Annotated in this window: 21 protein-coding genes, 1 tRNA gene and 1 other RNA gene; 11 read left to right on the top strand and 12 right to left on the bottom strand. The window is 41.7% G+C overall.

Annotated features, from left to right (window positions below):
* Window positions 1–91 precede the first annotated feature (91 nt).
* The 4 genes from IQ13_RS02005 to IQ13_RS01990 are packed head-to-tail and all read right to left on the bottom strand — an operon-like array spanning window position 92 to window position 3,142.
* Entirely contained in the window at window positions 92–1,030 is a 939-nt protein-coding gene (locus IQ13_RS02005) for a bestrophin family protein (RefSeq protein ID WP_144883985.1), read from the bottom strand.
* 9 nt (window positions 1,031–1,039) lie between these two features.
* Window positions 1,040–1,657 carry an NADPH-dependent F420 reductase gene (locus IQ13_RS02000; RefSeq protein WP_144883983.1) on the bottom strand — a complete coding sequence of 206 codons (618 nt, stop codon included), beginning with the start codon at window positions 1,655–1,657 and terminating at the stop codon, window positions 1,040–1,042.
* A gap of 36 nt (window positions 1,658–1,693) precedes the next feature.
* Entirely contained in the window at window positions 1,694–2,317 is a 624-nt protein-coding gene (locus IQ13_RS01995; protein ID WP_144883981.1) for a hypothetical protein, read from the bottom strand.
* Between the two features lie 60 nt (window positions 2,318–2,377).
* On the bottom strand, window positions 2,378–3,142 hold the full coding sequence (locus IQ13_RS01990; RefSeq protein ID WP_144883979.1) for a type 1 glutamine amidotransferase domain-containing protein: 765 nt from the start codon (window positions 3,140–3,142) through the stop codon (window positions 2,378–2,380).
* Between the two features lie 108 nt (window positions 3,143–3,250).
* Between IQ13_RS01990 and IQ13_RS01985 the strand changes: the two genes are divergently transcribed.
* Window positions 3,251–3,637, top strand: a complete 387-nt coding sequence (locus IQ13_RS01985; RefSeq protein WP_144883977.1) for a winged helix-turn-helix transcriptional regulator — start codon at window positions 3,251–3,253, stop codon at window positions 3,635–3,637.
* Window positions 3,638–3,688: 51 nt separating this feature from the next.
* Here IQ13_RS01985 and IQ13_RS01980 read toward each other — a convergent pair whose 3' ends face one another.
* Window positions 3,689–4,891 (bottom strand): ABC transporter permease, encoded by a 1,203-nt coding sequence (locus IQ13_RS01980; RefSeq protein ID WP_242009455.1) that lies wholly within the window; start codon window positions 4,889–4,891, stop codon window positions 3,689–3,691.
* A gap of 154 nt (window positions 4,892–5,045) precedes the next feature.
* Between IQ13_RS01980 and IQ13_RS01975 the strand changes: the two genes are divergently transcribed.
* The 3 genes from IQ13_RS01975 (at window position 5,046) to fsa (ending at window position 7,246) form a co-directional block, all read left to right on the top strand.
* Complete coding sequence (locus IQ13_RS01975; protein ID WP_144883973.1) at window positions 5,046–6,350, top strand: type IX secretion system plug protein; 1,305 nt, start codon at window positions 5,046–5,048, stop codon at window positions 6,348–6,350.
* Between the two features lie 68 nt (window positions 6,351–6,418).
* Window positions 6,419–6,518, top strand: an RNA gene (ffs, locus tag IQ13_RS01970) — signal recognition particle sRNA small type.
* Window positions 6,519–6,592: 74 nt separating this feature from the next.
* Window positions 6,593–7,246: a fructose-6-phosphate aldolase gene (gene fsa, locus IQ13_RS01965; protein ID WP_129132524.1), complete on the top strand. Its 654-nt coding sequence runs from the start codon at window positions 6,593–6,595 to the stop codon at window positions 7,244–7,246.
* A 53-nt stretch (window positions 7,247–7,299) separates the two neighbouring features.
* Here the strand turns inward: fsa and IQ13_RS01960 are convergent, their stop codons facing one another.
* Window positions 7,300–7,992: an SIR2 family NAD-dependent protein deacylase gene (locus IQ13_RS01960; RefSeq protein WP_144883971.1), complete on the bottom strand. Its 693-nt coding sequence runs from the start codon at window positions 7,990–7,992 to the stop codon at window positions 7,300–7,302.
* A 21-nt stretch (window positions 7,993–8,013) separates the two neighbouring features.
* The gene (locus tag IQ13_RS01955; RefSeq protein WP_144883969.1) at window positions 8,014–8,649 is read right to left on the bottom strand and encodes a flavin reductase family protein; all 636 of its coding nucleotides are present in this window, start codon (window positions 8,647–8,649) and stop codon (window positions 8,014–8,016) included.
* A 51-nt stretch (window positions 8,650–8,700) separates the two neighbouring features.
* Between IQ13_RS01955 and IQ13_RS01950 the strand changes: the two genes are divergently transcribed.
* Genes IQ13_RS01950 through IQ13_RS01930 form a run of 5 tightly spaced genes read left to right on the top strand, consistent with a single transcriptional unit; the run spans window position 8,701 to window position 12,707 of the window.
* Window positions 8,701–10,182: a cryptochrome/photolyase family protein gene (locus IQ13_RS01950; protein ID WP_144883967.1), complete on the top strand. Its 1,482-nt coding sequence runs from the start codon at window positions 8,701–8,703 to the stop codon at window positions 10,180–10,182.
* Window positions 10,179–10,451 (top strand): TIGR03643 family protein, encoded by a 273-nt coding sequence (locus IQ13_RS01945; protein WP_144883965.1) that lies wholly within the window; start codon window positions 10,179–10,181, stop codon window positions 10,449–10,451. Before IQ13_RS01950 ends, IQ13_RS01945 begins: the two co-directional genes overlap by 4 nt.
* A gap of 3 nt (window positions 10,452–10,454) precedes the next feature.
* Window positions 10,455–10,838: a DoxX family protein gene (locus IQ13_RS01940; protein ID WP_144883963.1), complete on the top strand. Its 384-nt coding sequence runs from the start codon at window positions 10,455–10,457 to the stop codon at window positions 10,836–10,838.
* A gap of 7 nt (window positions 10,839–10,845) precedes the next feature.
* Window positions 10,846–11,940, top strand: coding sequence for an FAD-binding domain-containing protein (locus IQ13_RS01935; RefSeq protein ID WP_144883961.1), 1,095 nt, complete (start codon window positions 10,846–10,848; stop codon window positions 11,938–11,940).
* Window positions 11,941–11,990: 50 nt separating this feature from the next.
* Window positions 11,991–12,707, top strand: coding sequence for an SDR family oxidoreductase (locus tag IQ13_RS01930; protein ID WP_144883959.1), 717 nt, complete (start codon window positions 11,991–11,993; stop codon window positions 12,705–12,707).
* A gap of 58 nt (window positions 12,708–12,765) precedes the next feature.
* Here IQ13_RS01930 and IQ13_RS01925 read toward each other — a convergent pair whose 3' ends face one another.
* The 3 genes from IQ13_RS01925 to IQ13_RS01915 form a co-directional block, all read right to left on the bottom strand.
* Window positions 12,766–13,272, bottom strand: a complete 507-nt coding sequence (locus IQ13_RS01925; protein ID WP_144883957.1) for an SRPBCC family protein — start codon at window positions 13,270–13,272, stop codon at window positions 12,766–12,768.
* Window positions 13,273–13,274: 2 nt separating this feature from the next.
* On the bottom strand, window positions 13,275–13,565 hold the full coding sequence (locus IQ13_RS01920) for a hypothetical protein (RefSeq protein WP_144883955.1): 291 nt from the start codon (window positions 13,563–13,565) through the stop codon (window positions 13,275–13,277).
* 279 nt (window positions 13,566–13,844) lie between these two features.
* Window positions 13,845–13,928: transfer RNA gene (locus IQ13_RS01915), tRNA-Leu, on the bottom strand.
* A 120-nt stretch (window positions 13,929–14,048) separates the two neighbouring features.
* Here IQ13_RS01915 and IQ13_RS01910 point away from each other — a divergent pair.
* Entirely contained in the window at window positions 14,049–15,248 is a 1,200-nt protein-coding gene (locus IQ13_RS01910; protein WP_144883953.1) for an NAD(P)-dependent oxidoreductase, read from the top strand.
* A gap of 8 nt (window positions 15,249–15,256) precedes the next feature.
* Here IQ13_RS01910 and IQ13_RS01905 read toward each other — a convergent pair whose 3' ends face one another.
* Window positions 15,257–16,018, bottom strand: coding sequence for a tRNA1(Val) (adenine(37)-N6)-methyltransferase (locus IQ13_RS01905; RefSeq protein WP_144883951.1), 762 nt, complete (start codon window positions 16,016–16,018; stop codon window positions 15,257–15,259).
* A 58-nt stretch (window positions 16,019–16,076) separates the two neighbouring features.
* Between IQ13_RS01905 and IQ13_RS01900 the strand changes: the two genes are divergently transcribed.
* Window positions 16,077–16,490 carry a hypothetical protein gene (locus IQ13_RS01900; protein WP_144883949.1) on the top strand — a complete coding sequence of 138 codons (414 nt, stop codon included), beginning with the start codon at window positions 16,077–16,079 and terminating at the stop codon, window positions 16,488–16,490.
* A gap of 3 nt (window positions 16,491–16,493) precedes the next feature.
* Here the strand turns inward: IQ13_RS01900 and tsaD are convergent, their stop codons facing one another.
* Complete coding sequence (gene tsaD, locus IQ13_RS01895) at window positions 16,494–17,534, bottom strand: tRNA (adenosine(37)-N6)-threonylcarbamoyltransferase complex transferase subunit TsaD (protein WP_144883947.1); 1,041 nt, start codon at window positions 17,532–17,534, stop codon at window positions 16,494–16,496.
* Window positions 17,535–17,623: the final 89 nt, after the last annotated feature.

The raw sequence follows: 17,623 nt of genomic DNA, 5'->3' as shown, positions 1-17,623 counted from the left end.
TGATACTGTTAAAAATACAACAGTTCACTGTAGAGATAACAGTAATAGGCCGTTTCGTTACTTTTTAATTTGCAGGACTGCCTACTTAAAATCAATATAAAAATCCGTTTTGCGGAGTAAGTTTTGGGGGGAGCATGTCAGATCCCAACATTTCTTTTAAATCCCTTTCAATGTTTGTACAGATGGAAGTTAACGGAACATCCGTAATACGATTTTCAAAAGGATCTTCATTTACCTCACCCACTTTACCCATCACAGCAAATACAAACGAGATCAAAATACTTACAGGAATCATCAACCAGGTTACGCCCATTTTGCTAAAATCGGTAATAAGCGAAAATGGTAACACAAGCATAAATGCCAATAGAAATAAGCGGGTGAAGTAATGATACTGTCGCAACAAAGGTGTGTTCTTTATCCGTTCGCAACTGCCTTGAAAATTATTAAACCCTGCAAGTGTTGGTTCCAGACTAATGTTATCAAACGCACCAAGCAGTTCAGCTTTCATTGCTTCTTTAATTCGTTTTCCCTGTATCAGCAACATGTAATTGGCCGGGTTTTGCTTTTGGCTGATGTTTACAAATTCATCAGCAGCTAACAATGCCCTGTACTCATCGTTGTTGCTTTGCGTACGCAACTGTAAACGTAGTGCATGTGCAAAAGCAATTTGCCGGAAAATCATTTCTTCTTTAAACCGCTGCGCATCTGTTGCAGACGCTTTTCCGGTTTGTACGGCACTATCAGCATTGGCAATAATCTGTCTTGCAAAAATGCGGCTGTTGTTGATGATACCACCCCAGATTGTTCTTGCCTCCCACCAACGGCTGTAAGCGTTGTTATTCCTGAACGCAAGAAAGATGGCTAATGCGCTGCCCATAATTGCAGCAATTGAAAAAGGAAGACTTACATTTTGAATATGCCTGTTGTGGTACAAAAAGTAAACGGCAGACGATACAACAAATGCTACAAGCAATTCTGTTTTCATGTAGCGGGCTACAGCCAGCGGATTAAATACTTTTCGTACAATCATAAAAACGTTTTATCGTTTGAGTAATTTAAAAGCAATCTCTCTGCCCTGCCCCTGGAACATCGCCAGGTTGATCCAGAAAAATGCAAACTGTTCCATCAGTTGAAACCGATCATTGCCGCCAACATCATAACATGCAGCAAAGCCTGCATCGGCAGCAAGTTGCTTCGCTAATTCTTTCCCTTTTACACTATCACCTGCAACAAAAACATCAATAGGAACATTATTGTAAACAGGATCGAGCATATTATTGAAACCGGTTGTGTTAAAACATTTCACCACATCTTTCGTTTGTGTATGTGCAAGAATTGCATCTGCTGTATTGGTAAATCCCAGTGGCCCACGCCCCATAACAACATTCATACTGTCAATAATTATTTTGCCCGTTGTATCACCCAACGATTGTGCTACTTCTGTTGCAACAGTGGCAGGAGTTGCAATTAAAATCACATCGGCCAACGAAACTGCTTCTTGCACAAAATGAACACTTGTATTTGAATTCTTCAACAACTCTTTTCCTTTAAACGCTTGTTGATCTTTTACGCCTAAATAAACGACATGTCCTTTTTGTGCCCATTTGGTTGCCAATGCACCGCCTACATTGCCGGTACCGATGATTGCTATTTTCATATGCTGTTTAAATTTTCTGTAGTATAAGGAATGTTTTTAGAATTCATATCGAATGAAAGCGCCGAGATTACTTGTACCGATGAAATTATTTTTTCCTGTTTGCTGAAAATCCATCATCAGCCCTCTACTCCATGCACGATACTTTGCACCCAATCGCACACGCTCTATGATATTCCATAGTTCCGATGATGGTTGATAAACAGGAAACAATTCCATTTGCAGCAATCCCCGCCAATTTTCTGATACAGTGGGCTGGTAACGAAAGAGTCCAAATAAATCAACATTTCCTTGTTTCTTTATATCGCTCACGAGCCAACCGAAAAACATGAAGTTACCCGACTGCCGGTAATATTGAACGCCTGCTTTGGGTACAAACCCGGCATTTACAAAAGATGCAACAGTAACAAGCCCCAATCCATTTTTGAAATTATATGAAACAGCATTAGTAGAACCCATTGCAGCCGATCCCTGTTTATAACTTACGCTGGCTCTGTTACGACTGAAATAAAGAAATGCTGTTTTTGCTTTCTGTTTGTTTTGAAAATTTTTGAACCACATGATATCGATACCGGTACGTTTATCGCCCGCAAAGTATTCAACCATTTGCGCATGAGACTTTACCGCAATCATCAAAACCAAACCTGCAAGCAATTGTTTCATATTATAATTGAACGCATGTGCATGATCGTAGATGCCTGTTAACAATTATTGCTATCGAATTTATTGCGCAAGAGCTTTCACCAAAAGTTCGGCTGCAGCTGCGCCACTGTTTTGCTGCTGACCAGTGATTAAATTTCCATCCTGAATGGCATAGGAGCTGAATGGAGCTGCTACTTTGAATGTAGTGCCTTCCATTTTTCTTGCTTCCGTTTCGATGCGGTAAGGTTGAATTTTCATTCCGACTGCCTGGTCTGCAAACTCTTCCTCGGCATCTGCAAAGCCTGTCCAGGTTTTTCCTTTCACCAACAATTCTCCATTTGATGTTTTTGCTTCGAGTAACAAGGTTGTACTGTGGCACACTGCAGAACTGGGTTTTCCTGCTTCATAAAATGCTGCAAAAAGCTGCTCCAATTCTTTGTTTCCACGAAATGTATACATGGGGCCTTGTCCGCCTACTAAAAAAATACCGGCGTAATCGTCGGGGTTGATTGCAGTAAGTTTTTTGGTGCTGACCAGCATATCATTAAACCATTGTTGCTGCATATAGCCCAGCGAAATAACATCGTGAGCGGAATAGCCACTCGCATCAGTTGGGTTGGAGTAGCCATCCATTTCAAGTCTACCACCTTCGGTTGATACAAGTTCAACTTCGTAACCCGCTTCCTGAAACACACGTAACGGATGTGTTAATTCAGCGGCCCAAAAACCAATAGGCCATCCTGTTTGTACACTCACGGAAGGTGAGCTTGCTACCATTAAAATTTTTCCTTTTGTTGGTGCACCATGAAAATGCACGTATTGCTGTATTTCTTTTACTGTTGACATGCTTAAAAATTTTATGAGACAAAATTGTACTACAGATCTGCTTAAACCATGTAACACCTGTAGAAGTACGCTACGCACTTATTGGTGCGTTTAGCCTAATTTTAGTGTATGCCCGATGTAATTATTAACAAAGAAGTGTTTTATAACCCGGTTGATTTTGTATTAAAAAAACTCGGAGGCACTTGGAAAATTCCGGTGCTTTGGCGTTTACGTAAAAAAACCTGGCGATATACCGAATTGCAGAAAGACATTGCACACATCAGCCAGAAAATGCTTACCCAAACTTTAAAAGAACTGGAAGCTGACGGCTTTGTGTTAAAGAAAGTTTATGCAGAAGTTCCGCCACGAACTGAATATTCGTTGACCGAAAAAGGAACCAAGGCTGTTGAAGTAATTACTTATCTACGTAACTATGGCTTAGAGTTAATGAAAGAGGAAGGAATTGACTATGAAGCCATGATGCAGGAAGAAGCAAAAAAGAAAAAAGACAAATAACCATCTTCTATTGATGCAAGTTTGGATCAATTGCTTAAAAAAGTTATTCGATCACTCAAACCGCAACGCCTTCACCGGGCTCATTTTCCGTACAAGTAAAGAAGGAATAAACAGGATAATAAAGCTTACCAAGAACGTAACAGTAACAATGAGCAACACCTGCCACCAGATTACTTTAATGGGTGCCGTTGCAACATAGTAAGCCGATTCGTCGAGTTTAATAAAACCGGTAGCCTGCTGTAAAAAACAAATGCCCAGCCCAAGTACAACACCCAGCAAAATACCTGTAAGTGTAATAATCAATCCCTGGTTCCAGAAAATAACCTGTACCTGTCCGTTGGTAGCGCCGGTTGCTTTTAACAAACCAATCATACGTGCTCGTTCCAGCACCAAAATAATTAAACAGGAAATTAAATTGATCACCGCCACAATGCACATGATAATTAAAATCACCTGCTTGTTGGTACTTTGCAAAGCCAGCCAATCAAAAATATTCGGATAAATTTCACGCAACGGAGTGCTGAACCAAACAACAGGCAACTGATCGAGCAGTTGGTTGCTGGTACTGTAATCTTTTTTGTAATCTTTGAGTGTTACTTCATAGCCACCGATTTGTGTAGCCGTCCAGCCGTTAAGACGACGGATCAAATTCATATCAACGATGGCAAATGTTTTATCGTACTCTTCAATACCTGTTTTGTAAATACCGCTCACGGTAACAGGCCGCACACGAGGCACTGTACTGTTGTTATCAATAAAATAAATCAACACTTTATCTCCCACTTTTGCATTGATCTGACGGGAAGTATATTGCGAAATAAGTATCTGATTGTTCTGCAAACTGTCATCAAACGCAATCCATTTTCCTTCAATCAAAAAAGGCAACAGGCGTTCTTTTGAAAAATCTTTTTCAATGCCCTTCAACAACACACCTTCGATTGTTTCGGTTGATTTGAGCATCGCCGATTTTGTAGCAAATGCATCTACCAATGCCACATTTTTATTTGCTTTAATGATTGTGTAAACCGAATCGCTTTTCTCAATCGGCAACTCTTCTGCTAAACCCGATGCAGATGATTGCTGTTGCTGCACCCGCAAATGCCCCCAGAAGCTAAACACCTTACTGCTCACAGTGTATTGAAATCCTTCCACAAAAGCGAACGCCAGTATCATTACCGCCACACTGATGGCCGTTGCAGCAGTTGACAAACGGATGATGAACCGTGAAAAAGATTGATTCTTTTGAAAAACCAAACGCCGTGCTATAAAGGAAGCAATATTCAAATCTTTATCTTTGAGATGGCTGTAAAACTAATGGTTTATTGGAAAAGGTTGCCAACCCTGTATTAGAAAGCAACCGTTTCGCAGTATTTTGAATCTTAAACCAAACCGTTTCAGCACTATAGCTATGCATCAACTCCTCAAAAAACAGCTTGTTTCTATTCTTCTCCTGTTATCTGCTACAGCCGTAATGGCACAGGAAACAGATCGTATCGTTAAACCGAATATCCGTTCGGTGAAGTTTCATGTAAAAGGCGATCAGCTGGCTTACCCCATCATGCGGTTGAACAGCGGCGATCAGTTAGAACTGCATTTCGATGATATGGATGCTGATGTAAAATACTATTCATACACTTTTACTTTATGCAATGCCGACTGGACTCCTGCCATGCTGAGCCAGTTCGACTATATGAAAGGTTTTTCCAACGTACGCATCAACACCTACCGTAACTCTTCGCTGGTGCTTACCCGTTATACCCATTACACCTGCAACCTGCCCGATCGCAATACGATGCCAACCCGCAGTGGCAACTACATTCTAAAAGTATTTACCAACGGCGACACATCGCAGGTAGCATTTACCAAACGGTTTCTGGTGATTGATACCAAAGTAAGTGCAGGCGCAACCATTGTGCAGCCTTTTAATACATCCATTGCTAAAACACAACAGAAACTGCAGTTTAATGTAAACGTGCAAAATATTAAGCCCACCAATATTTTTCAGCAGATCAAAGTGGTGATCCTTCAAAACTTCCGTTGGGATAATTGCATTACCAATCTGCAACCCACCTTCATCAAACAAAATATACTGGAATATAATACCGAAAACCAGGCACTGTTTCCGGCGCAAAAAGAATGGCGCTGGGTAGATCTTACAAGCTTCAGGTTACAAACAGACCGCATTGAAAAAGGCGACTACAGCAACATTGGACAAACATTATTTATAAAGCCCGAAGGCGAACGCAAAGACCTTCGCTACATGTACTACCGTGATTACAATGGCATGTACCAACTGATGAACATTGAACAGAACAATCCTTACTGGCAAGGTGATTATGCGAGTGTATGGTTTCGTTACAGTACACCCGACCGTAAAGAAATACCCGGTAAAGAATTGTACCTCTTTGGAGAAATGACCAACTACGAACTGACGCCTGCCAATCGATTAACCTTTAACGCTGAAACAGGCATGTACGAAAACAAACAATTCCTGAAACAGGCTTTGTACGATTACATTTATGTTACAAGAGATAAAGCAACCAAACAACTGAGCACCGATGTTACTGAAGGCAACTGGTGGGAAACTGAGAATATGTACACCATTCTCATTTATTACCGTCCTCTTGGTGGCCGTGCCGATGAATTGGTTGGAATGACACAGGCTAATTCATTAGCAAACCGCCCCAACTTTAATAACAACCGCTTGTTGTAAGCGCTTCTAATTTTTCATTTTTACTTCTACATTTTTCATTTCTCATCTGCATTCCCCTATCTTTGCGCCGGCAGGTCTTGCACGACCAGCTCCTGCTGAACTCCCCCAGGGTGGGAACGCAGCAAGGGTAGGCGGTTGTAGCGGTGCGATGTAAGTAACCTGCCATTTTTTTATTTTCTGTTGAAGATGACCCTTACAAGCCATTTTATTTTTTTCATCTTCAAAACAATCAAACAATTATCATGAAATTTTTCATTGACACGGCAGACCTTTCTCAAATTAAGGAAGCGAATGAATTAGGTATTCTCGATGGTGTTACAACCAACCCTTCGTTAATGGCTAAAGTTGGCATTAAAGGAACGGAAGCTGTTATGCAGCACTACAAAACCATTTGCGAAATGGTTGATGGCGACATCAGTGCAGAAGTAATCAGCACCGATTTTGATGGCATCGTGGAAGAAGGTAAAAAGCTGGCTGCTATTCACCCAAACATTGTGGTGAAAGTGCCAATGATCAAAGACGGTATTAAAGCGCTGAAATGGTTCAGCGATAACGGTATTAAAACAAACTGCACATTGGTATTCAGCGCAGGCCAGGCAATTCTGGCAGCAAAAGCTGGTGCTACTTATGTGTCTCCTTTCATCGGTCGTATTGATGACAGCTGCTGGGATGGTATGGAGCTGATCAGCCAGATCGCCAACATTTATTCACTGCAGGGTTTTGAAACAGAAATTTTAGCGGCATCGATCCGTACGCCATTGCATATTGTTCAGGCAGCTGAAGCAGGTGCACATGTTTGTACTTGTCCGTTAAGTTCAATTACAGGTTTATTAAAGCATCCGCTGACTGATATTGGTTTAGCACAGTTTTTAGAAGATGCAAAGAAGTTTCAATAATTGAAATCTTTCCAAATAAGAAAAGCTGTTCTGAAAGGAACAGCTTTTTTGTTTTATTTCAAACGCAATAATAATTCTCTCAAATCCTTCACTCCTTCTGTTGCCGGCTTTTCAATGGCGGTTACATTGTACACCGATGAGGTATAAGGAATCTTTTTATCAACAATAAACTTGGGTATAGCATCATCGGCGACTGTAATTAATCCGGCGGCAGGATACACCACCAACGATGTACCCACCACAGCAAAAAAATCGGCCTGCTGCACAATGGGTACTGCTACTTCAATCATCGGCACTGCTTCCTCGAACCAAACAATATGCGGACGAAGCTGTGCACCATCTTCGGCTTTATCGCCCAGCATAATATCGCCGGTAATAGCATAGATCAACTCTTCATCACGTTCGCTCCGCATTTTTAAAATTTCTCCATGCAAATGCAATACATTGGTAGAACCGCCACGTTCGTGCAGGTCATCGATGTTTTGTGTGATGATGGTTACATCAAAATCATTCTCCAGTTCTGCTAGTCCAACATGCGCTGCATTCGGTTGCGCCTGCAACACATCTCTCCTTCTGTAATTATAAAAATCGAGTACCAGTTGCGGGTTCTTTCGCCATGCACGTGGTGTGGCTACATCTTCAATTTGATAACCTTCCCACAAACCATCACTGTCACGAAAGGTACGCAAACCACTTTCGGCACTGATGCCCGCACCTGTTAATACAACCAGTTTCTTTTTCTGCATACCTCAAAAATAAAGAAAGCGTTAATCGATACGGCAGACTGGCTTATCTGGTTTTGCATAACTGAAACGGGCCAGCTTTTCGGTTGCATAGTACCCATCAATACCCAACGAAGTAATGATGTTGGCTTTCTCCAGATCAAGAAATCCATCTGCAGATAATATCTGCTCATCTGCAAACACACCCGTTACTGCACCAATCACAAAAAACGTATTGTTGAATTGAATGGGAATGATTTCTTTCAACTCCATGGAGTACTTCACCGGGCTTTCGAACACAAATGGTGCCTTGCAGTATTCGGTAAATTCTTCTGTTAAACCAACCGCCTTGAATTCGCTCTCTTCTTCTGCATATTTCGCACTGGTTTGATGCGCCTGCTCAATAAGGTTCGCCGGAATAAGATTGATTGTATACTGTCCTGTTGCTTCGATATTGCTGAGCGTATGTGGCGCCGCTTCTTTTGGCCTGTTTACAAAACCAATTAGTGCCGGATCGGCACCAATGTGTACAATATTGCTGAAGATGGTGAGATTACTGATGCCTGCTTTATTCACCGTTGCAATTAAGCTGGCGCTTTTAAAACCGCTGAGACTGTTGATGAAATTACCCCTGTAAAACCGTTCCCAACTTTGAATATCCGACAGACTGTAGAAAGCCATTGTTCTTTTTGAATGCTAAACATTCTGCATTGAAAATTGTTGTGTTTTCCTATGAGTTCTGCTACGTTGATTTTCCCACACCAGTTATTCAAAGCACATCCGGCGCTGGATAAAAGCCGCACCGTATACCTGGTGGAGGAAGGATTGTTTTTCCGGCAATACAAATTTCACAAACAAAAGCTGGTGCTGCACCGGGCTTCCATGCAGTTTTATGCGCAATGGCTGAATGAAAATAGTTACAACCTCAACTATATTGAAACAACCGAAACAGAAAATGATGTACGCAAGCTGATTGCTTCTTTGGCAAAACAACAGATCACTGAAATTCATATTGCAGATGTGGCCGACAACTGGTTGTTGAAACGCATCAGCGAAACCTGTCTGCAGCTCAAGATCAAACTCGTTGTTCATGCAACACCGGGCTTTTTGAATACGATGGATGATGTGGCTGATTACTTCAGCAAAAAGAAAAACTATTTCCAAACCGATTTTTATACGCATCAGCGCAAGCTGCGAAAGATATTGTTAGAGAAAGATGGCAAACCACTCGGCGGTAAATGGACCTTTGATGCAGAGAACAGGGAAAAATATCCGAAGAAGCAAACGCCGCCAAAAGTAACCCTTCCAAAACCAAACAAGTTCATCAAAGAAGCAACAGCCTATGTAGAAAAACATTTTGCTGACAACTATGGTGCTGTTGAAGCGCCGCATTTTTTTGTCTGCAGTTTTGATGAAGCAGAGCAATGGCTTGATGAGTTTATTGAACAACGTTTTCAACAGTTTGGCATTTATGAAGATGCCATTGTAACGAAAGAATATATTCTGCATCACTCGGTACTTACGCCGATGCTGAATACGGGTTTACTTACGCCAAAACAGGTGTTGGAAAAAGTATTGAACGAAGTAGCCAAGCACAATATACCACTCAACTCATTGGAAGGTTTTGTACGGCAGATCATGGGTTGGCGTGAGTTCATACGCATCGTGTACGAACGTGAAGGCACGAAACAACGTACCACCAACTACTGGCAGTTCAAACGAAAAATACCGGAGAGTTTCTGGACCGGCACTACGGGTATATTACCAATAGATGAAACGATTAAGAAAGTATTGAAGACGGGCTATTGTCACCACATTGAACGTTTGATGGTGCTGGGCAACTTTATGCTGCTCTGCGAATTTGACCCCGATGAAGTGTACCGTTGGTTTATGGAACTGTTTATTGATGCCTACGATTGGGTAATGGTGCCGAATGTGTATGGCATGACGCAGTTTGCAGATGGCGGACTGATGACCACAAAACCCTACATCAGCGGCAGTAATTATTTAATGAAGATGAGTGATTATGAGAAGGGAAACTGGCAGGCTGTGTGGGATGGTTTGTTCTGGCGCTTTATGCATGTGCACCGTGATTTCTTTTTACAGAATCCACGGCTTGGCATGTTGATCAAAACATTTGATAAGATGCCTGTTGAAAAACAGCAAACACATTTAAAAAACGCTGAAATATTTTTACAACAACTCGACAAATGAATTTTACAATAGAAGATAAAGACCGCATTATTGAAATGGCCTGGGAAGACCGCACTCCTTTCGAAGCCATCGAACTGCAGTTTGGCTTAAAGGAAAAAGATGTGATTGCGTTTATGCGGGCCAACAGCAAGCCATCGAGCTTTCGCATGTGGCGCAAACGTATGGCCGGTCGTACAACAAAGCATACTGCTTTACGTAGTGATGATGTGAATCGTTTTAAATGCAACCGTCAACGCAGCATCAGCATGAATAAAATCAGTAAACGGTAAACGATGAAAAAACTGTTACCCAAAATTGCTGTCATCGTTTTAGGTGTGTTCTATATTCTCGGCGGCATCAATCATTTCATCAATCCTGATTTTTATTTACCGCTCATTCCCGATTATTTTCCCAAGCCTTCCCTACTGAATATCTTAAGTGGTGCAGGCGAAGTTTTAGCAGGCATTGCTGTACTGATCCCCTCAACAAGAAAACATGGCTGCAATGCCATCCTTTTTTTACTGATCGCTTTCTTACCTGCACATATTTATTTTATTCAGAAAGGTGGTTGCTTGAGCGATTCCCTGTGCGTACCTGCATGGGTAGCATGGGTTCGTTTGCTGGTGATACATCCCGTATTAATCTATTGGGCGTACAAATGCCGTACAATTAAATAAGTTGAAGATGATTTCGTTTGCTACAGACTACTCCTCCATTCTCGAACGTGTTGAAAACGTTGACCCCATTCGTTATGGTAAGACGAGAAATTTTATTGATGGAGATGTTACCTATCTCTCTCCTTATATTTCACGTGGTGTAATTAGTACAAAGCAAGTGAAAGAAATTGTGATGAAGAAAGGTTACAAACCTTACCAGGTAGAAAAATTTTTGCAGGAACTCGCCTGGCGTGAATATTTTCAGCGTGTGTGGCAGGCAAAAGGAACAGCTGCCATCAACACCGCATTGAAACAGGATCAGGTTGATGTAAAGCATACGCACATGATCGGTGCTGTTGCTAATGCAGCAACGGGCATTGAAGCCATCGATGAGCAAATAAGCAAACTGTACGAAACGGGTTACATGCACAATCATGCACGGATGTACACCGCTTCCATTGTTTGTAATATTGGCAAAGCGCATTGGCATCAACCAAGTAAATGGATGTATTACCATTTGCTCGATGGTGATCTGGCCAGTAATAACTGCAGCTGGCAATGGGTGGCGGCTGCTTTCTCATCCAAAAAATATTATTGCAACCAGGAAAATATCAACAATTACTGCAACAGCAATCAACGCCAAACATTTTTGGATAAGAGTTACGAAGAATTGCCGGAGATGAATATCCCCGATGCATTGCAGCAAACCGTTGAATTATCATTACACACCGAATTGCCAACAGCAACTGCTATCAACATTGATCCGTCCAAACCGATGTTGATCTACAACTCCTACAACCTTGATCCCAACTGGCGCAAAGAAGAAGATGCCAACAGAATATTATTGCTTGAGCCATCACATTTTGTCCGTTACCCGGTGAGTGAAAAAGTGCTGCAGTTCATAATCGATCTTTCGAAGAATATTGAAGGTATACAGCTTTTTGTTGGAGAGTTTGATGAGTTATTACAAGTGACGAGTCGTGCACAAATTATCTCCAAAGAACATCCGGCATTTGAACATTACACCGGAACAAAAGACGGCCGGAATTGGATGTTTCCGCAGGTAACAGGCTACTTCAATTCATTTTTCAGCTACTGGAAAAAATGTGTGCGGTATTTGTAAGCACAGTTCAACCAAAGCATTTATTTTTTGTTGAAGCATAAACTTATTTCATGGAATCAGTAAAAAATAAAAACGTATTGATCGTTGGTGCAACGGGCGGCATCGGCAGCAAGGTTGCTAAGTTACTCTCAGGCAGTGGAGCTAATTTATTTCTGGCGGGGCGTAACAGCGAAAAACTGGCGGCATTGGCGCAGGAGCTGAATCTTTCTTCTTCCAAAACATTAGCGCTCAACATTAGTAACCCGGCAGAAGTGGCTGTACTGAAAGAACAGTTCTTTGCACAATATCCTACGATTGATGTGTTGGTGAATGCAGCCGGTATTGGTATCATCAAACCGTCGGATACATTAACAGAAGAGGAATTCATGCAGACCATCCACACAAATCTTTATGCACCTTTTTTGCTGGTGAAAGCGTTTTTGCCAAATATGAAAGAAACAAAGAAAGGATTGATCATTAATATTCCGGGCATCCTGGGTAAAGTGCCGATGTTGGGAGCAGCTGCTTACAGCGCATCGAAGTATGGATTGAATGGCATGATGCAAAGCATTCGTGAAGAAGTGAAACGAACAGAAATACGCATCACCAATTTATTCCTTGGTGGTGTGGATACGCCTTTTTGGGATACCATTGATTTGCGTGTTCAACGTGATAAAATGGTGATGGCCGATGAAGCAGCAAAAGCAATTTGGTTCTTGTGCCAGCAACCAACCAGTGCTGTGGTAAGCGAAATGGTGGTGCAGCCCTTCAATCACCAGGCTATCTAAAAAGAACGGCATCCGCTTTTAGCGGATGCCGTTCTTTTTTATGCAAGCGGTTTTTCGTTTATGCAGCTTTATGAAACTCCACCTTATTGATAACTGTACCCGGCCATTTTCCAAACAACTCTTCCACTACCTTAAATCTGAATTCGAAGATTTGCTTCAACTGTGCCTTTACAAATAAAGTGTTGGCAATATTGCCTAAAAAACCAAGCGGATTACGATAATGCACAATGTCCGTCATTTCTACGCCGCCTTCCACTATTTTAAAATGATGTTGATGATGCCATAATTGATATGGGCCAAAACGTTGTTCATCTACAAAAAATTCTTTGTCTTTCACATGTGTAATCTCCGTCATCCAGTACAAAGGGATACCAAGAACAGGACTCACTTTGTATTCAATGATTTGACCTGGATACATTTTATCGCCATGATGTTTCGATAAAATTTTAAATCCAAGATTCTTCGGCGTTATCGCCTGTAAGTTTGCAGGGTTCGAAAAAAATTCCCAAGCTGTATCAATATCAACGGGGATTTTTTGTACAGTCTTCAGTGAAAAAGTGGCCATGTTTAGTTGAGGTTGTTGGCAATAACGATCTCCGGGTACTCGTTTTTTTCAGTTGCCCATTGGTACAACAGATCGCTGCCAAGCGGTTCATAAATGTCACGCTTCAAAGGATCCGTAGGCAGCTCTTTCATTGGCACCAACACCAGGTAATGTGGCTCCACGTAATCGTAATGCTTGTCAACTGTAAGTCCTTTGATCTGAACAAACTTGTAACCCTTGCTTTGTAACTGATCAAGATTTTTCTTGTTGAACTCAATAGTAGCGCTGCGTGCTTCGGCAATTCCTTTTCGCATGGTGATTGATTTACGTAATAAATAATAAACGAAAGACAGAATTGTTCGCTCAGCAAGAGGTTTTAACAGATGTTGACCGAACGATTGGCTTACAAAGGTACGGGTTCAACAAACGGCTAATTCGTTAAAACTTGTCATAAGATGTGTACAACTCACGCTTGGGCAGGGTTACGTAAGGCATATTTACAACGCAAATACAGTTTGCATGGAAGAAGTTCTACAACCGAAGCTCTGAAAAATAAAAAAACCCGCCTTCAAAAGAGAAGACGGGAAAAAAAGTGCCCGGGAAAGGACTCGAACCTTCACATCCTTGCGAACGGCAGATTTTGAGTCTGCTGCGTCTACCAATTCCGCCACCCGGGCGTTTTGGCTCCGATAGCCATCGGAGGGGGTGCAATATTACAGAAACTTTGCTTTCCTGTAAAATTTTTTATGTCTTCATTTTTTTTGTCCGAACACTTAACTTGCAAACAAACGATTGGTATGTTAACAATAGGACTCATCAGAGAAGGAAAAACGCCTGCAGATAACCGTGTAGCACTTACCCCCACACAATGCAAATGGATAGCGAAAAATATTACTAACGTACAAGTATTGGTGCAATCCTCACCAGATCGCTGTTTTACCGATAAAGAATACAAAAGCGCAGGCGTAACTGTAACAGACGATATGAGCAGTTGCGATGTTTTGTTTGGCATTAAAGAAGTGCCGGTTGATCAGTTGATTCCGGGGAAAACTTATCTGTTTTTCTCGCATACAAAAAAAGCGCAGGCACATAACCGTAAATTGATGCAGGCAATGATTGCAAAAAAGATCACCTTGATCGATTATGAATGTTTAACACACGACGACGGTCAACGGATTATTGGCTTTGGTTTTTTTGCAGGTGTGGTTGGCGCACACAATGGCATGATGGCATTTGGCAACCGCACCGGTGCGTTTAAACTGGGACGTGTTGGCGATGTGCGTGATTACAGGCAGTTAATTCATACTTATTTTGGATTGAAATTGCCGAAGATTAAAATTGCCATTACCGGCAGTGGCCGTGTGGCCCACGGCTTACTGGAAATTATGAATCTGCTGGGTGTAAACGAAGTGGAACCTTTCGACTACCTGCACCGGCAATATGAATATCCCGTGTATGTGCATTTGAAAGGAAGAGATTTATACGAACGTAAAGATGATGGTACTTACAACCGTGATAATTTTCACGAGCACCCGGAAGAATACAAATGCAGCTTCTCTCCTTTTGTGAAGCAAACCGATATACTGCTCAATGGTGTGTATTGGGATAAGACAATTCCATCGTTATTTACATTAGATGAGTTCAGGAATCCGTCGTTCAAAATTCAAACCATTGCTGATATTACCAACGATACAGGCGGCTCTATTCCCATTAACATCGGCGATTCAACCATTGCCGATCCGGTGTATGGCGTTGATAAGATAACCTTACAAAAAACAGCAGCCTATTTATCTACATCTGTTGATGTAATGGCTGTAGGCAATTTACCCAACGAACTGCCACGTGATGCATCCCGTTACTTTGGTGAACAGCTAATTAAATATGTATTGGATGACCTGGTGAAAGGTGGTTCGCCTGTTTTAGATCGGGCTACAATGTTGAAAGCGGGCACGCTTACAGAAGAATACAGTTACCTGAAGGAATATGCCGGTGTTTGACAGATGATTTACAAATACAAATAATAATCCTTTAACAGGTTTACAAAATCAACTGTATAGTTATTGTCTGCATCTTTAATTGCCAGCTCTTCAACAACGGGCTCTTTTGTCGTATGTGCAAACAATAACATTGAGCGGAAGTAACCATGCTTCACGGATTGTTTTACCTGTACATGCTTTTGCAGATGAAGGTTTGCAGTTGCAGCTTTTTCTATCATATATTCAGCACGTGTAAAAGGAAGCAATACTGCAAAGCTTCCGGCTTCTGTTAAGTTCGCTGCAACGATCCCCACCAACTCATCCAGTTTTAAACCGGCATCGTGCATGGCCACATTACGGTTAGCAGCACCCGCTTTTAAATCGCCTTCGTAAAACGGTGGATTAGAAAGAATGAGATCGTATTTTTTGCTAAAGCTGAATTGCTTGACATCAGCTTGAAACAACTGTAGTCGTTCCTTCCAGGGCGACGCTTCGATATTTTCTTTTGCCTGTTGATACGATGGTTCATCGATTTCAATACCATCGATCATTGCATTGTTTTTCTGCGCCAGCATCAGCATCAGTAAACCGGTGCCTGCGCCGATATCAAGAATGGCGAGTGGTGAATGGTGAGTAGTGAGTGGGGTTCCTACACTTCGTACCTCGTACTTCATACTTCTTACTTCCTCCGCTATCCATGCTCCAAACAGGCAGCTATCGGTACTTACTTTCAATGCAGCTTTTTCCTGCTGAACAGTAAATTGTTTGAATTGAAAATAGTGATTGGGCATTTATCTGTTATCAAAATGAACTTTTTACCAAAGCGGCTGTTTGGAAAACGAAAATTCTATGCACCTCTTTCTCCTGTTCGTGCTGCTTAACGGCTCAAAAATACAACAAACAGCACCCCTATCGCATTTTGGAAATGAAAAGCAGACAAGATTTGCTTACGCAGACAGCAGTAAAATTCTTGGAACATGGATCATTGACTTGAGACCAACACCCAACAGTGAAGCCTATTTGAAAGAATTTAAGTTCACAAAAATTACAGGCAAAACTTTCGATGGTGAGTTTTATGGTTACCCTTTCAACGGAGGTTTCTTAAATACAGATTGGGATAAAGTTTACTTTGCCTTCACTACTTCCGATCAAAGCGGCACTTACTATCACAGCGGTTCTATTGATGGTGATAAAATTGTTGGTATAACGCTTAATGAAAACAGGCAATTTGTATTGCCCTGGAGTGGTTACCGAAAAAAATAAGATCTACCATTCTGCTCTGGCACTTGGCTGTACAGCTAACGAAACAAACTCGCCTGCAAGGTATTTATGGTAAGCAGTTATAGCAATCATACCGGCATTATCGGTACAATATTCAAACGAAGGAATAAAGGTTTTCCAATGATGCTTCTCACCCATAGCAACAAAGGCTTTGCGCAAACCGCTGTTGGCACTAACACCGCCAGCTAAACAAACCTGTTTCACACCTGTTTCTTTTACCGCTTTCTTCAGTTTGTTCAATAATATAGAAATGATGCGCTGTTGAATAGATGCACAAATATCGTTCAGGTTCTCCGCAATAAACTGCTTTTGCTCTTCTTCTGTTTTTAAAAACTCTTCTTTATACACCAGGCTTGTACCTGCGTTGCGCAGAAAATAAAGAATGGATGTTTTTAATCCACTGAAGCTAAAGTTGAGTTCGGGTATCTGTGGCTCGGGAAAATGAAAACGATCAGGATTACCCAGCTGCGCATATTTATCAATCAACGGGCCGCCGGGATAAGGCAGTCCCAACAGTTTTGCAGTTTTATCAAATGCTTCGCCGGCTGCATCATCAATCGTTTCGCCCAGCACTGTCATTTGCGTAGCACTTTCGCACAACACAATTTGTGTATGTCCGCCACTCACCGTTAAACACAAGAAAGGAAAGGAAGGGTTTTCTTCGGGAATTAAATTCGCCAGCACATGCGCCTGCATATGATGCACCGCAATCAATGGCACATCTAAAGCAAGCGCCATCGATTTGGCAAATTGCACACCTACCAGCAGCGAACCAATTAAACCCGGCGCCTGTGTAAAAGCAACTGCGTTCAGTTCCTGCATGGTAACACCTGCCTGCTTCAATGCTTTGTCAACCACGGGCACAATATTCTCCATGTGTGCACGGCTTGCAAGCTCCGGTACAACGCCACCGTACTGCTCATGCACCGCCTGCGTAGCAATAACATTGGAAAGAATACGTCCATCCCGACAAACGGAAGCCGAAGTTTCGTCGCAGGAAGATTCGATGGCGAGAATAGTGATCAAAACAGGAATGAAAAATTAAAAAATTAGAATTAAGAATGTAAAATTAAGGCAGCAACCTTTTTCATTTTTCATTTCACATTCTTCATTTT

Origin of the sequence: Lacibacter cauensis, assembly GCF_007830055.1 — a bacterium.
Classification (GTDB): Bacteria; Bacteroidota; Bacteroidia; order Chitinophagales; family Chitinophagaceae; genus Lacibacter; species Lacibacter cauensis.
This window is presented reverse-complemented; position numbering and strand designations above follow the sequence as displayed.